Consider the following 13,936-nt stretch of genomic DNA (forward strand, 5'->3'; position numbering starts at 1 on the left):
TGGGGGCCGCCGGCCCGCCCGCGCGCCTGAAATTTCCCGTTAGAGCAGTCATATGGAGTTCCCTCCGTCGTCCCTACATCGTGGGGAAGGTGAGGTAGCTGCCTCCGACCAGGCCGATTGCGGCCATTGCGCCGCCGAGGGCGATGACCCAGACCGCGCCCTCCTGGGCCTGCGCGTCGTGGGCCTTGCCGCCGGAGACCCAGCGGAAGACGCCCACGGCGGCGGTGATTCCGCCGACGAAGGTGAGGATCTGCCAGAGGTAGTTCAGGAGCTGGTTGAAGAAAGCCATGTTGGGGTTTTCCCTTCTGTTGTCGCGGCGCCGCCCGTATGGCGTTGGCGCCCTGTTGACCCGCCGCGGCGGGTGAGATATGTCGACCGCCGGGGTCTCCCCCGCCGGGGGTCTCCTACATGAAGAACTCGGGGTCGAAGAACGCGCGGGCCTCCTCGATGCGCCAGCGCATCTCCTCGACCTCGGCGCGGTGCGCGCGCTCGCGCTCGCACTTGCGGTCCCAGTTCCAGTCGTCCAGGTTGAACTCGCCGACCTCGCGCAGCTCGTGGTAGCGCGGGTGGTCGATCGTCCTGTACTTCTTGTCGAGGAACGGGAAGGCGTTCTTGATGAACACGATGCAGTCGTCGCCGCTGAACTTCTCGGGGTTGTTGCCGAGGTCGGCCGCGGCCATGAGCTCCTTGCCGATCTTGTTCTCGCTCTCAGACCAGCTGCCCTGGCGGCCGTGCGACTCGCTGCGGTTGCGGACCGTGGCGGTGAACTTGCCCAGGCGCTCGGAGATCTTCTTGTTGGTCTCGAGATCGCAGCGCCCGAGGAACAGCGTCGTGTCGCAGTTGCCCTCGATGATGTCGGCGTTGTCCTTGTACATCTTCTTGAGCTGCGTGACCGATTGCAGGATGGCCGTGATGTAGATCCAGCGCGAGCGCAGGGTCGCGATCTTGACGTCGAGGTCGGGGATGCGGCCGATGTTGGCGAGCTCGTCGAGGATGCAGTTCACGGGGATCTTGCAGTGCGAGCCGGGGTTCTTGTCGGCGATGGCCGTGTTGACGTCGAACAGCTGGTAGAGCAGCATCGCCAGGATGAAGTTGAACGTCTTGTCGGTATCGGACATGACCAGGAAGAACGCCGTGGGCTCCTGGCCGATCATCTCCAGCTCCAGCTCGTCCTCGCTGAAGAACTCGCGGACCGCCGAGACGGCGAACGGCGCCAGGCGGACGTTGCACGACGCGATGACCGAGGCCTCGGTCTCCGGCGAGCCGGAGGTGGACTTGAAGCCCTTGTACTGCTTGATGACGAAGTACTCCTCGGAGGCCTGCGCGGCAGCCTCGTCGCCGCCGTGGTTGGCGACGATCCACTCCTCGAAGCCCTGGAAGCCGTCCTCGGCGGTCGTGCCGAGCATGATGATGTCAAGCGGCGTCTTGGTCTGGCTGGGGTTGTCCTTGCCGGCGAGCTGGAGCAGGTCGAGCATCTGCGGGAACGTCTGGTACTGCGGCTGGTCGGCGTAGAAGTAGAAGAGGTATCCCATGAGCGCCATGTAAAGCTGCCTCTCGGCCTTGACGAAGAAGTCCTCCTTCTCGGCCTCGGCGTTGCCTGACGTGTTCTCCACCAGCAGGTTGACGATCTGCATGATCGAGGTGGAGTCCTGGAGGTAGAGCAGCGGGTTGTAGTGCATCGATTGGTTGATCTGGTCGGGCTTGGTGTTGACGACCTTGAGCTTGTAGCCGTGGCGCAGGAAGAAGTTGCCGTACTGCTTGAGCGTGTCGCCCTTGGGGTCGGTCGTCACGATCGAGCTGTTGAGCTGGAGCAGGTTGGGGCCGACGAAGTTGAAGGTCTTGCCCGATCCGGAGCCTCCGAGCACGTAGACGTGCTTGTTGCGCTCGAGCGCCGGGTCCGGGATCTTGGACATCTGGAGCTCGGCGCGCTCGGACAGGATGATGTTGTCGTCCTCGATCTTCTCGACGTAGTCGGGCTTGGGGTTTGCCACCTTGTTCGTCATGCCGAGCCTGGCCTTGATGAAGTCCTTCGGGTTGTTGCGGGCGAAGCGCAGCGCGTCGCGGGTGCGCTGCGGGATGCGGATGGGAACGCGCTTCACGGTCGAGGTGTGCGCGAACTGCTGCATCTCGTCGTCGCGCGCCCAGCGCTGGTTGCCGTACTCCTCGCCGCGCAGCTTCTTCTGCTCCTCGCGCTCGCCGGTCCAGTCGTATTTGGTCATGGCCACCAGCGCGATGGCGCCGAAGGCCAGGAAGAAGAACGGCATCGTGCGGGAGTCGAGGTAGAACGGGTCTTGCAGGATCACGGCCCACTCGGCGACGGTGTGGTTGGAGCCGACGGTGAGCGGGTTGTCGATGAACCAGGCGGCGATGCGGTTGAACATCCAGCCGCACAGCGTGCCGCCGAGGATAAGATAAAGGAATCCCCTGAGGGTGCGCATTGGCCTACTCCTCTTCCGCGGCGCGGCCGCCATCGTCGGGCGCCGCGGCGCGGTGGTAGTGCTTGCCGCCCTCGGCCTCGTCGCCGGGCAACCCGGTCGCGGCGTCGGCCATGGGCATCGACAGGGCGAAGAACGTCTTGAGCCGCATCGAGGCGCTGTCGAGCACGCGGTCCGCGATGGGCCCCTGCTCGGAGCGGGCGGGCGGGAACATGGCGAGGAACCCGTCGAGCTCGGCGATGGGGTAGGACCAGCGCGATCCCGCGAGCTTGGCGTAGTTGTAGTCCATGTGGGCCATCGCGCGGTCGAGGTAGCTTTCCTCGCCGTCCACGTACCTGTTGCCCTTGATGGCGCCCGCGAGCGCCGCGCATCCGCGCGGGTCGGACGGGGCGGTGCGGGCGCACAGCAGGACCTCATGGACGTCGAGCGGGTTGACGCGGAAGCCGTCGCGGTCCTCGCCGCCGTCGCGGATGGACGCGAGCTCGCCGTCGAGCGCGCAGTACCCGATGACGCAGGCGAGCAGGCGGCGCTCAGCCTGCTCGAGGTATTCCCTCGTGTAGCCGTACTCGCGGGCCGTCTCGGGGAACGCGCTGCGGGTGACGGCCGACGAGAGCGGCGAATAGTATTCAGGGTTGTCGCCGAACTCGAGGACGCCGTCGGCGTCGTATCTGAACGTGTCGGAGCTGCCGCGTGCGACGATCTCGTCGGCCATCGTCGCGCAGGAGGCGGCCAGGGTCTCAAGGTCGATCATCGGTGCATCCCCTCGTTGCGCGCAGGCATGGAGGGCTGCATCTTGCTCTCGGCGATCTTCTTGGCCGCCTTCGTCTGTCCGACAGGGGACTCAGGCGAGGCGGCCCGGGAGTTTCCCAAGGCCTCGCTGAGCAGTGCGGCGTTTTTCTCGGCGGCCGCGGCCTGCTTCGGGTCGATCTTCTTCTTGTTCTCGGAGATGAAGCAGCCGCGGTCGATGGCGGCCTCGAGCACCATGCCGGGCGCGGCCGCGAACGCGGCCCCCTCGGCCTTCATCTCGTTGTAGAACTCCTTGCTGCCGTCCGAGCCGGTCTTCCAGAGTTCGGGTCCCTGGGTGGCATCGACTTCGGCGCTGGCGACGGGGCGGCCGTTGCGGGTGCATTCGAAGGAGGCCTTGTTCTCGTTGTCCGGGTCGAGGGTCACGCGATACTGCTCTCGGGAGTGGCCGCCGGCCGACCCGACCCAGCTGTTGCGGCCGTCGCCGGTGCGCTCGAACTCCCAGCTGATGCCGTTGCGCTTGAAGGCGCGGGGATAGCGGTTCTGGCCGTCGCGCTCGATGCCGCGCGCGCACTCCTCGAGCTCCTTGCGGTCCATGCCGAAGGACTCGACGCCGATGTTGACGAGCGCCTGGGTCATGATGTCCATGTCCCGGCCCTGGATGCCGATGGAGACCGCGGGACTTCCGTCCATGGGGTTGACGGTGTCGAATACGGAGAACTTCACTCCGTGGTTCATGAGTTCGCGCTTGAGCTTCTGGATGTCCTCGCGATTGTCGGCGACCGCCCCGGGGAAGACCATGGCCTCGCGGTACTGGTCCGGGTTCTGGGCGCGCACGGTCTCGGCGGAGACGATGCCCTTCTCGCCGTGGCCGTCGATCGCGTTCGCGGCCCCGTGCGTGAGGGCGCGGGCGAATCTCGCCGGTATGCGGTCGTTCCTGTTGCCGGCCGCGCGGGCTCGCCGCGCCTGAGCCAGGCCCTCGAGCAGGTACTTGATGATTTCTGAGGCTGATTGCACGGCTGCCGTGCCGGTCCTGAACGCGAGCTGTACCGCCTCGTCTTCTGCTGCCATTTCTTCTGACCCCTTCTGTAGAGCAGGTATGGATATGGGCCTGCTGGGGTCAGGTGGCGTGGCCGGGGTCGGCGGAAGGTCAGGTGGTGAGGTCGATGCAGTCGGCAGGCCGGACCATCGACGGTGGCATTATAACCGTTTGCGGGCGTTCCTATTCAGTCGATTTCCGCCTGTTCGGGATGACGGCGGGGTCGACCCCGACGAGCCTGGCGACGGAGTCGCGCGTTATCTTGCGGTGCCCCCGCTCGGGGGTCCATTGCCTGAGGTCCCCCGACTTGACGAACCTCTTGACGGTCGACGCGCTGACGCCCAGGAAGGCGCACGTCTCCTTGACGGTCAGGAACCTCGGCAGAGCCGCCAGGTCCTCGATGACTGAGCTCATTGCCCCTCCTCGGCATCCATGACGGCGGACAGCGGGAGCTCCGCGTAGAGGCAGAGCTGGACGATCTCGAGCCCGTCGAGCGCGGGCGCGGCCCTCGATGCCGTGGAGAGCCCGAGCAGCCTCAGGACCTTGGGCAGCGGTATCCCCGTGCCGCGGACGATATCGAGAGCCGTGTCGCCGGTCTCCGCGAGCGCCGCGGCGAGGGCGTCCAGGTGTATGCCGTCTTGTCTGTTCATGTCGGAAGCCTTCCGTTCCATATTCCGATACCGAAAGTATCGGGGCCGTATCGACCCCCGACGGGAACAGTATAGGAACGGGTGGATGGCGCGCGGTGCGATACTTGCCAGCACGGGGTAGAAATGCCCCGTGCGTTTCGACATGGAGGGAAGTGATGCGTTCGATGAGGTCGAGGATTCCGGAGAAGTCCGAGCTGGCGGCGCAGCTCAAGCGCTACCGCTACGATGCGGGGCTGAAGGGCGATGAGGCGGGCGCCGTCATCGGCAAGAAGGCCACGACGGTGTACAAGTACGAGGCCGGGACCCTGTGGGTGTCGCCGGGGGACCTGCGAACGCTGCTCAACGAGTACGGCGTGAACATGGTCACGGCCTTCACCGAGATCGGCGACCCGAGGGCGGGCGGCAGGAAGAAGGACGAATCGGCCCTGCGCTGGCGCAAGATGCGGACCTACTACGACATGATGAACCCGGCCAAGCAGAGGACCCTGCTCGACGTCGCGAGGGCGATGGCCGAGGACTTCTGAGCCGTGCGCGTGCGCACATCAGCACACCGGCATATATGCGCATGCGCATATATCTATAGCTGCGCATCTGCGCAGTTAGGAATCTGGGCATCTGCGCGAATCAGCCCTTGCGCGGGAGCGCGCGGGCGCACGACGGCGCCTCCGCCTGCACAGGCTCGTCCTCGGCGATGGACGGCGCCCTCATGGCATGGGCGTCGGTGTCGATCCAATGCTCCCCGGTCTCGGGGTCGTCGTGCTCGGCGAAGCGGTGGGCGGCATGCCCGACGTCTTCGAACGGGCTGCGGGTGCTGACGAGGTAGCGGCGGCGCGCCTGGGTGCCTATATGCCCCATGGGCGACTCGATATCGAACCAGGGCTGGAACATCTTCGGCATCGTGACGCAGCACACGTTGTCCTGCGGGTCGTAGAGGTGGAGCCGGCCGTCCTGCCCGAGCGCGACGGAATATCCCTCGGGCACGGCGACGTAGTTCACGACGCTGCAATGCGTGCGCGACGTGTCGACCTCGTCCATGGTGTAGCCGAGCTGGTGGGGCGGGATGAACGCGTTGTACGTGACGTATTCGGGGTGCTCGCGGATCTGCTCGGGCGTGAAGCACATCTCGACGGCGCCGGGCACGTCGATGTCGCCCGTCATGTAGAAGGTGTCGTAGAGCGTGCCGACTACGGCGATCTCCGCGGTGTAGCCCTCCTCGACTACATGGGTCGAGGCCTCATGTGCGTTGTAGAGGTCCGACCAGCGCCTCATGAGGTCGCTGGACTTGATGAGCTCGGGGTCGAAGTACCTGTCCCCGGGGCGGTAGATCTCCTCGTCGGGGATGTCGCGCTTCGATTTGAAAAGGCCCATGGTGGTCGCTCCTTGGATGGTGGCGCGGCGGGATGCCGCGCCCTGCCGATTATCCGCCCGCGCCGCGCCGAGCGCAATGCGCCCTTCCCGCACGGGAAGCCGAACGCGGTGCGGTTTCATATTCGCACATATACCCAAACGCGTACATGCGCATACGCACATTCGCGCATTTTCTTATTTACGCATGTACGCACGGGCGCGGAAACGCGCCCGTGCATCTGCGAATCCCCGGGCTAGCCGCACGCGAGCGATTCCCATGAGATGATCTTCACCGGCCGCGGCGCCTTGGGATCGGGCGCGGGCTCTTCCGCCTCCTCTTTCTTCTCGTCGCCCCGGATGCGCGCCGGCAGCTCGGAGCCCTGCCCGTCATATCCTTCCGGCAGCGCCATGACCTCGTTGACGGTATCGACGCTCGCACGCAGGTTCTCCGGGCTGGAGCTCACGTAGATCTTAAGCGTGAAGGAGGGGTCCGTGTGCCCGAGCCAGTTGGACACGGTCTTAGGGTTGACCCCGGACATGATGAGCTCGGTGGCGAAGGTGTGCCGCAGGCGGTGCAGGCCGCACTTTCCGCCGCCGATGTCGAACGTCCGCACGAACGTCCTGAACAGCTGGTTGGCATATTTCGGCACCATGAACGCGCCGTCGATGTCGCCGACGACGAAGATTTCGTCCGTGAACGGGACGCCGGCATCGCGGCAGCGGGCCTCCTGCTCCGCCCGTCGGCGTTCCAGCCCCTCCATGAGCCCGTCCGCGATGGGCAGCGCCCTCATGCCGGCCGGGCTCTTCGGCCCCTTGAGGTAGCCGTTGGAGGAGGGCAGCGCGCCGATGGCGTTCGTGATGCGCACCATGCGCCGCTTGAAATCGACGTTCGTCCAGCGCAGGGCGCAGATCTCGCCGCATCTGAGGCCTGCGAACAGGGCGAGCCGGATTATCGCGTCGAGCGGGCCGTGGATGCATGGGAGGGCGGCGAGCAGCGCGTTCTTCTCTTCGGCGGAGAGCGCCCGGGGAAGCGGGCGGTCGTGTTTGGGCGCGCGGATCCTGCGCAGGTCGAGCGGGGTCCGGAGCATTCGGAAGCTGGCGAGCTCGAGGGTTTCCCTGACCGTCCAGAGCATGAGGTTCACGGTCTCGGAGCAGTACCCGTCCTCGACGAGCGAGTCGATGTAGAGCTGCACGTCCTGGGCGGTGACCCTGTCCACGGGGATCTCCCCCAGGTCGCCCAGCCGCCTGACGTGCTGGCAGTAGCCGGTATAGGTCGACTTCTCGATGGCGCCGACGGAGAGCGCATGGTCGATGTCGTCCTGCCTGAGCTCGCCGACCGTGGGCATATGGCCCTCCGTCGCCTCGATGGCGGCGGCCCGCCGCTCGTCTTCCGGGTCGCGGGGGAGGTTGTAGAGGTATTCGGCCGCAAGGTGCTCGGCTTCCGCGCGGCTCGCCGCGGCGCCGATCGTGACCCACTTGCGATCGCCCTTGTGCTCGGCATCGTAGACCGCACGGTAGCTCATCCTCCAGGAACCGCCGCGGCGGGCGAGGGAGACCCTTTCGTAGTGCATGTTCCTCAATCCTCCTCTTCATCATGGGCGAGCCTGAGCCCGTAGAGCGTGCATCCGGCGCCCACGATGCGCAACAGCTCGTTCGTATCGCTTCTGAGGTGTTCCACGTCGCGGCGGCGGCCGTTCTTCTCGAGCAGCAGCCTGGATCCGGCCGCAGCGGCCCAGGAGCACGGCGCGCTGCCGAGCCATGCCGGCAGCCGCATCACGGAGGGCTCGGGATATGCGACGAAGAAGTTCGGCTCGCCGATGCTCTCCCGCCAGATTCCGCGGACGGTGACGGTCATGCGCTCCGCATCGAGGTCGTCGGCGAGTATCCCGCAGATCTCGCCGGGCTTGAGGCCGCATCCGAGGGTGAGGCCGATGGCCGCGGCGGAATGCCCCGATCCGGATGCGCCGAGCGCTCGCGCGGCCTTGAGGCCTGAAGGGGAGATCGGGCGCTTCTTCCTGGGCGGACGGGGCACGTCGAACGGGACCTCCGAGAACGGGTTGGAGGCGCACAGCCCGTCGGCGAGCGCATGTCTGCCCGCGGCGGCGCAGATGGTCTTGAGCCGATAGCAGCGGACGCGCGATATGCCGCGGGATTCGGCCGACTCGAGCGAACATGCCGCCGCGGCGGGGCTTATCGAGTCGACGGCGCAGCCCACTATCGCCCCGAGGGCCCTGCATTCCTTTCGATAGTTCGCGATGGTTTTCCTGGAGGTCCCCTTGGCCGTCAGGATCTCGAAGTAGTGGTCCAGGGTCTCGGCGAGGGTGCACGCCTTCGGCCCCGGCAGGGATGCGAGCGCGGCGGCGCGCGCGCCGTCCGCGCTTTCCGCCCGGAACCTCCTGCGGAGCCTCTTGCGCGACGCGTCGATGATGTCAACCTCCCACACGCCGCATCTGAGCTCCCTGACCGACCTGATCCTCGCTTCCGGCAACGTCCGGCCTCCTTTCTGGTGATGTGGAAACATGCCTCCCGCATGGCTCGAGATGGCTCCGGGGGCGGTTCTTTCGATGGAGACAGGGTAATCCGACCTATCTCCGTCTGGAAGGACGATTTATGCTTCTAGCAGCGCAAATGTCGGTATTGGTTTGAGGATTTGATACAGGGTTGGAACGAAATGGCTAGAAAAGAAACCGCAAGTCGCCCGAAGATCCTGCTGGTGGACGGCTACAACGTGCTGCGTTCGGGGTCGCGTTATCAAGAGGCGTTCGCGCATCCCGACTATACCGATGATGCGTTCAACACGGCGCGCGAGCGTCTGATCAACGACGTCATCAACTTCGCCGGCCGCGAATACAAGGCCGTCATCGTGTTCGACGGCGGTGACAACCAGTTCTCCACCGGCGAGGTGGAGACTATCGGCGGCGTGCGTATCATGTTCAGCCCCGCCGGCACCTCGGCCGACAAGGTCATCGAGAAGCTGGCCCACGACGCGCGCGTGCGCAACGTGGAAACCATGGTGGTCACGTCCGACGCCACCATCCAGGACACCGTGTTCGGCGGCGGCATCGATCGCATGTCCTCCAACGGGTTCTCGCGCGAGGTGGGCATGTACTACGAGGACGTGCACCTTGACGAAACGCCGAAGGTGGCGCTCAAGCGCACGCTCGGTGACCGGATTAAACCGGACGTTCTGGAAAAGCTCAAAGCCATGCGCGACGGAGCATAACGGCTTTCCCAACAAGCTGACCAGGTGATTCGCGAAACGAAACGCCCTTGCACGGGCGGGCATCTTTGAATCGACCTCGCTCATATAGTTCTGGGCGGTTTTGCAGGTTTTGGGGCCAATTTTCGCCATGAGTTCCGGGTTCTGGGTGGTTTGGATGCTTAGATTTACGGTTGCATCGATAAAACCCCAGGTCAGCATTGCTCCAAAGTGCGTTTTAGCCTGCAAAACCGCCCAGAAGATTCTGCTCGGCGCCATTCGCCATCGGCGAATCGTACTCATTGTGGGGCCTGCTAGGCGGTTCCCGAAACATCAGCTAAGCGGTTCCCGAAACATGGGCAATGGGGTGCGGGTAGCGTGTCCCACGAATGAAAACGCCCCTTCCGGGACGCTTTCTCATTCCTTCGTGCTGTCCAGGTGCTCTTTTGCCAGGTAGATGGGGCGGCGTTTGTTCTCAATGTAGTCGCGGCCCAGGTATTCGCCGATCACTCCTAGCACAGCCAGCTGCAGGCCGCCGAACAGCAGGATCAGGCATGCCAGCGTGGGGTAGCCCGGGGCGTTCGTTCCGTACAGCAGGTACTCGGCCAGCACCGACAGCAGATATATTGCCGCTGCAACGGCGCACAGGCTGCCCAGCCATACCGCGATCTTGAGCGGCCAGGTGGTGAACCCGAAGATGCCCGTGGCAGCGTAGCGGAACAGCTTCCTGAACGACCATTTGCTGGTTCCGGCGGCGCGTTGCTCGGCCTCGTAGGGAATCTCAAGCGTGTTGAAGCCGATCCAGGCGAACAGGCCCTTGCTGAAGCGTTCGCGCTCGGGCAGCGTGAGCAGCGCATCGCGCACGGGGCGGCGGAACACGCGGAAGTCGCTGACGTTTGCGGGGATGGAGATGTCGTCGGCCATGCCGTTGAACGTGTGGTAGAACGCGCGCTTGAACAGCTTCAGCACGAAGCCCTCCTTGCGGTCCACCTGGCATGCGGCCACGCAGTCGACGTCGGCGTTCTCCATGAGCAGGCGGTACATGCGCAGCGCGTCGTGGGGCGTTTGCTGCATGTCGGCATCGATAAGGCAGATATTATTGCCGCGCGCCGCCTGCATGCCTGCGTACAGCGCTGATTCCTTGCCGAAGTTGCGTGAGAAGTCGATGGCCTGCACGGCATGCTTCCCGCGTGCAGATTCGACTACGCGCCGCAAAAGCTGCGCGGTGCCGTCTTGGCTGCCGTCGTTTACGAACACGACCTCGATGTCCACGCCTGCTTGTTCGAAGCACTCGGTGGCCGTTTTGTAGAACAGCGGGATGTTATCTGCCTCGTTGTAGCAGGGGACCACCAGCGTCAGGTCGTATAGGGCGTCGCTCATGTGTTCGTTCCAATCTAGCTTTGCCGCCGCGTTCCCTGTCGGGTGCGGCGCTTTCTTGCGAAGTGGGCGTGCGGTAGCGCCTTAGGGCGAATCGACGCGGCCGAGCGTGGTTCGCTGCAGTGCGATGAGCCGCCTTGCAGCCGCCGTTGCGGCTTCTGGGCCATCACCGTACAAGCATACCTGGCCGATTATCGTTCGATTATTCGCCATCATGCGACATGCTACGCCTGCGCGCCGCTATGCGCCATACGGCGAACAGTGTAACGGACGCAATGCCCACAACCGCGCCAGGGATAAGTCCTGGCGTGAGGTAGCGAAGCTCGACGACGTTGTCACCGGTTTGCACCGGTATTCCCATCAGCCCATCGTAAGCCGCCTGCAGCTCGACGGGTTGGCCGTTAACCGTGGCGGTCCAGCCGTCCTCGTAGGGCTGGCTGATCACGAGCGTCTCGTCGCGATCGGCGGTGAACGTTGCCGCGATCCGCCCGTTCTCGTAAGCGGAAAGGGCAAAACCGTCGGAATCGATGCGCGAAAGCTGGTTTTGCAGGCTGCTCACGTCAAGCACCTGGGCCTTGACCACCTCTTCGGCGCTTGGCTGGTACAGCGCTTCATCCACGGTGGTCGTGGAGCCGTCGTTGTGGTACGTCACCTGCGCCGTGTTGGCAGGCGTAAGCTTCACGGTAACCGTTTGACCTGCGGAAACGGTACCGGCGTACACGATGTTGCAGGACCCACGCCGCCCGATGGTTTGCACGTTGGTCCCGTCAACGCTCAAGCTGCAGGCGATGCCGCCCTCGTAATAGATGTCGTCCAGATACAGGGTGGGGAAGAACAGCAGCAGCGGCCCATCGGTTTGCGCAGTGATGGCGAACTGCCTACTGACATCGTCGGCGCTTGCGCCCGCGGCGCCTTCCAGCTCGTCCGCGTCGCGCACGTCCGGAGCGGTGAACAGGCTCTCCGCCGCGCTCTCGTCAAGCCCGGCCGCGTCGGCGAGCATGGCCGCCTGGTTCGCGAAGGGGTCGTCGCTCCAGTTCACCTGGACGGTTCCCGCAGTGCCCCAGCCAAGCGGCAGCGCAAGCTCGTTGCGCCAGGGGCGCCAGCTGCCTCGCGGCACTGCAGAGCCGTCGGCCTGCGCGGCCGCCGGCTGCCCGTCGTCGATGATATTGGTGACGCCGAGCAGCGCATCGGCCACGGTGTTCGGGCTCATATAGTAGGTGCCGAACGGCGTGACCTTGCTGTAGCCCAGGTTGCGCAGCAGCTCCTGGATGCGCGATTCCTGCGTGGAAGAATAGTGGTCGAAGGTGCTGTACGCCAGCATGAGCGCCATGTTGTCCGAGCCGTTGTCCTTGCCGCCGCCCTTCCTGCCATTGCTCCAGTAGGCGCTGGTGTTGCCCACGCGTACGAAGCCGTCCTGCCCCGCGCTGAGCGTGGAGTACGTGTCCTCAAGGCTAGTCAGGTCCTCGGCATAGCCGCTGACGGTGTGGATGCATTTCCTCAGTTGCGCTTGCGCGTCGAAGGCTTGCTCGCCTACGAACGCCGCCACCAGAAGCGCGCACAGCGCGTAAGTCGCGGCTTTGGGCGCATCGGTGCGCTTGGCGGGGGAGACGAGCGCCTGTTGATCGCCCTTGGCAGCCTTTCCGACAAGCGCCAAAGCGGCTATCAGCACGGTGAAGCTCGCAAGCAAGATGCACTCCAGGAGAACAAGCTCGTCTTTCTGCGGCAACGCATGCTTGACGAACCGCAGAAACGCCGCGGAAACGGCAAAGGCAGCTAGCACGATACCGCCGCCGACGGCAGCGCGCACGCCCGCGGTTCGCGCAGGCAGGCGGCGCAGCGCAAGCAGGCTTTCGGCTGCCAGCATGACCAGCACTAGCAGGATCGCGAATCCGTTGCGGTTGGTGTACGAGCTTTCAGGCACGAAACCGGCCCAAATGGTGGTAAGCGGCGGCAGGACAAGGCTTGCGAGCATGAAGCCGGCGAGCACGCCGCCCGCCACGCGATCGCGCCCGGCGATGGCCTTGTTGGCGAAGAACGCGCCCGCGCCCACAAGGGCGAACGCTGATATCACCACAGCCGGTCGATTGGCCTGCGTGGTGATGCCGGGCGTGGTGCCGATGCCGAACAGATCGGGCACGGCGAGCGGGTTGCGGGCCAGGCCCGTTTCGAACGCAAGCGAGGCCAGTCCCGCGTGCGCGCCCTTGCCGCCCAAAAGCGACAGCGCTGTGGGCAGCAGCACCGGTATCCCGGCGCCAACGGCAAGGGCCATGACGGCGGCGAAGCGTCCGCAGGTTCGCAGGCGTCGCCCGCGCAGCTCGGTGCGGCGCGCCAGCTCGTACAGGAAGTACAGCACGCACAGCAGGCACACCATATATCCCGTGTACCAGTTAAACCAGATGGCACCTGCCGCCGCGGCGAACAGCCCGGCACATGCGTGGCGCTGCATAAGGCGCCACACGCCCAGCAGCGCGCACGGCGCCATGATCACGCCGTCAAGCCACATGATGTTGCTGGCATAGCCCAAAACGTAAGAAGAAAGCGCATAGGCGCAGGAAAGCAGCACCAGCGCCCCTTGGCTCGTCGTCGGCGCCGCCGCGGCCAGGGCGCGCGCCTCACGCCAGGTGGCCGCCTCGGGGGCCAGAAAGCGCCCGCGCAGAAAGCCCAGGCACGCCGCCGCGCAGGCGGGTATCTTCAGCAACGTCAGCCACGAGAGCAGCTGCGGCACGGTTTCGGGCGTGTAAAACCATGCCAGCAGATTAAAGGGGCTCGACAGATAATAGGTGAACAGGCTGAACATGCCGCCACCAAGGCCGGCGGCGTTGCTGTACAGCAGGTTACCTTCCCCATGCATCACCTGGATGAGCCATCCGAAGTAATCGGCGTATTGCACCGGCATGTCGTGCATCATCACCGACACGTCGCCGAACGGGTAGATGCCCAGCAGCGCGAACGTGGCAACCAGTATGCCGAACGGGATGGCAAGGGCGGAGGCGTAGCATATGGCAGGCGACGCCCACGCACGGAGCGCGGGACGTCGGGCCTTGTCGGTGTTGCAGGCGATGTCCATAGAAGGAAAGGGTCCTTTCGGGTAGCGGCTCTTCGTGGGGCCGCAGTCGATATTACTTGGAGTCAAGTCGGGGAACAA

General features: G+C 65.0%; 13 protein-coding genes. 2 read left to right on the top strand and 11 right to left on the bottom strand.

The features are described 5' to 3' along the window. Positions 1 to 73: 73 nt before the first annotated feature. The 6 genes from DW178_RS10025 to DW178_RS10050 all read right to left on the bottom strand — a co-directional run bounded on the left by DW178_RS10025 (position 74) and on the right by DW178_RS10050 (position 4,868). The gene (locus tag DW178_RS10025) at positions 74 to 289 is read right to left on the bottom strand and encodes a hypothetical protein (protein ID WP_015540155.1); all 216 of its coding nucleotides are present in this window, start codon (positions 287 to 289) and stop codon (positions 74 to 76) included. A 115-nt stretch (positions 290 to 404) separates the two neighbouring features. After that, the gene (locus DW178_RS10030; RefSeq protein ID WP_158552023.1) at positions 405 to 2,438 is read right to left on the bottom strand and encodes a VirD4-like conjugal transfer protein, CD1115 family; all 2,034 of its coding nucleotides are present in this window, start codon (positions 2,436 to 2,438) and stop codon (positions 405 to 407) included. Positions 2,439 to 2,442: 4 nt separating this feature from the next. Next, positions 2,443 to 3,186: a hypothetical protein gene (locus tag DW178_RS10035; RefSeq protein ID WP_117716750.1), complete on the bottom strand. Its 744-nt coding sequence runs from the start codon at positions 3,184 to 3,186 to the stop codon at positions 2,443 to 2,445. Next, positions 3,183 to 4,250 (bottom strand): hypothetical protein, encoded by a 1,068-nt coding sequence (locus tag DW178_RS10040; RefSeq protein WP_118351118.1) that lies wholly within the window; start codon positions 4,248 to 4,250, stop codon positions 3,183 to 3,185. Before DW178_RS10040 ends, DW178_RS10035 begins: the two co-directional genes overlap by 4 nt. Before the next feature lie 151 nt (positions 4,251 to 4,401). Further along, the gene (locus DW178_RS10045) at positions 4,402 to 4,632 is read right to left on the bottom strand and encodes a helix-turn-helix domain-containing protein (RefSeq protein ID WP_117716748.1); all 231 of its coding nucleotides are present in this window, start codon (positions 4,630 to 4,632) and stop codon (positions 4,402 to 4,404) included. Then, positions 4,629 to 4,868 carry a hypothetical protein gene (locus DW178_RS10050; protein WP_118351121.1) on the bottom strand — a complete coding sequence of 80 codons (240 nt, stop codon included), beginning with the start codon at positions 4,866 to 4,868 and terminating at the stop codon, positions 4,629 to 4,631. The genes DW178_RS10045 and DW178_RS10050 overlap by 4 nt, the downstream gene beginning before the upstream one ends. A 155-nt stretch (positions 4,869 to 5,023) precedes the next feature. On the opposite strand from DW178_RS10050, the gene DW178_RS10055 reads away from it, so the two are divergent. After that, positions 5,024 to 5,392, top strand: a complete 369-nt coding sequence (locus tag DW178_RS10055; protein ID WP_118351124.1) for a helix-turn-helix domain-containing protein — start codon at positions 5,024 to 5,026, stop codon at positions 5,390 to 5,392. 100 nt (positions 5,393 to 5,492) lie between these two features. Here the strand turns inward: DW178_RS10055 and DW178_RS10060 are convergent, their stop codons facing one another. The 3 genes from DW178_RS10060 to DW178_RS10070 form a co-directional block, all read right to left on the bottom strand. Continuing rightward, positions 5,493 to 6,236 carry a hypothetical protein gene (locus DW178_RS10060; RefSeq protein WP_114538220.1) on the bottom strand — a complete coding sequence of 248 codons (744 nt, stop codon included), beginning with the start codon at positions 6,234 to 6,236 and terminating at the stop codon, positions 5,493 to 5,495. A 233-nt stretch (positions 6,237 to 6,469) separates the two neighbouring features. Next, positions 6,470 to 7,786, bottom strand: a complete 1,317-nt coding sequence (locus DW178_RS10065) for a tyrosine-type recombinase/integrase (protein ID WP_199669295.1) — start codon at positions 7,784 to 7,786, stop codon at positions 6,470 to 6,472. Positions 7,787 to 7,791: 5 nt separating this feature from the next. Further along, a complete protein-coding gene (locus DW178_RS10070) occupies positions 7,792 to 8,703 on the bottom strand; it encodes a site-specific integrase (RefSeq protein ID WP_118351129.1) in 912 nt (303 codons plus the stop codon). A 183-nt stretch (positions 8,704 to 8,886) separates the two neighbouring features. On the opposite strand from DW178_RS10070, the gene DW178_RS10075 reads away from it, so the two are divergent. After that, on the top strand, positions 8,887 to 9,438 hold the full coding sequence (locus DW178_RS10075) for an NYN domain-containing protein (RefSeq protein ID WP_118351131.1): 552 nt from the start codon (positions 8,887 to 8,889) through the stop codon (positions 9,436 to 9,438). Between the two features lie 393 nt (positions 9,439 to 9,831). Here DW178_RS10075 and DW178_RS10080 read toward each other — a convergent pair whose 3' ends face one another. Both DW178_RS10080 and DW178_RS10085 read right to left on the bottom strand, forming a co-directional pair. Next, complete coding sequence (locus DW178_RS10080) at positions 9,832 to 10,794, bottom strand: glycosyltransferase family 2 protein (protein WP_118351134.1); 963 nt, start codon at positions 10,792 to 10,794, stop codon at positions 9,832 to 9,834. A 199-nt stretch (positions 10,795 to 10,993) separates the two neighbouring features. Next, positions 10,994 to 13,858 (bottom strand): YfhO family protein, encoded by a 2,865-nt coding sequence (locus DW178_RS10085; RefSeq protein ID WP_158574182.1) that lies wholly within the window; start codon positions 13,856 to 13,858, stop codon positions 10,994 to 10,996. Positions 13,859 to 13,936 lie beyond the last annotated feature (78 nt).

This window comes from Eggerthella sp. AM16-19 (assembly GCF_003474385.1).
Lineage (GTDB): Bacteria > Actinomycetota > Coriobacteriia > Coriobacteriales > Eggerthellaceae > Senegalimassilia.

What these genes read in the sequence shown, in the direction of transcription:
- DW178_RS10045 (WP_117716748.1), bottom strand. Translation starts at nt 4,632, where the DNA reads ATGAGCTCAGTCATCGAGGACCTGGCGGCTCTGCCGAGGTTCCTGACC.
- DW178_RS10085 (WP_158574182.1), bottom strand. Translation starts at nt 13,858, where the DNA reads ATGGACATCGCCTGCAACACCGACAAGGCCCGACGTCCCGCGCTCCGT.
- DW178_RS10075 (WP_118351131.1), top strand. Translation starts at nt 8,887, where the DNA reads ATGGCTAGAAAAGAAACCGCAAGTCGCCCGAAGATCCTGCTGGTGGAC.
- DW178_RS10050 (WP_118351121.1), bottom strand. Translation starts at nt 4,868, where the DNA reads ATGAACAGACAAGACGGCATACACCTGGACGCCCTCGCCGCGGCGCTC.
- DW178_RS10065 (WP_199669295.1), bottom strand. Translation starts at nt 7,786, where the DNA reads ATGCACTACGAAAGGGTCTCCCTCGCCCGCCGCGGCGGTTCCTGGAGG.
- DW178_RS10025 (WP_015540155.1), bottom strand. Translation starts at nt 289, where the DNA reads ATGGCTTTCTTCAACCAGCTCCTGAACTACCTCTGGCAGATCCTCACC.
- DW178_RS10040 (WP_118351118.1), bottom strand. Translation starts at nt 4,250, where the DNA reads ATGGCAGCAGAAGACGAGGCGGTACAGCTCGCGTTCAGGACCGGCACG.
- DW178_RS10035 (WP_117716750.1), bottom strand. Translation starts at nt 3,186, where the DNA reads ATGATCGACCTTGAGACCCTGGCCGCCTCCTGCGCGACGATGGCCGAC.
- DW178_RS10055 (WP_118351124.1), top strand. Translation starts at nt 5,024, where the DNA reads ATGCGTTCGATGAGGTCGAGGATTCCGGAGAAGTCCGAGCTGGCGGCG.
- DW178_RS10060 (WP_114538220.1), bottom strand. Translation starts at nt 6,236, where the DNA reads ATGGGCCTTTTCAAATCGAAGCGCGACATCCCCGACGAGGAGATCTAC.
- DW178_RS10080 (WP_118351134.1), bottom strand. Translation starts at nt 10,794, where the DNA reads ATGAGCGACGCCCTATACGACCTGACGCTGGTGGTCCCCTGCTACAAC.
- DW178_RS10030 (WP_158552023.1), bottom strand. Translation starts at nt 2,438, where the DNA reads ATGCGCACCCTCAGGGGATTCCTTTATCTTATCCTCGGCGGCACGCTG.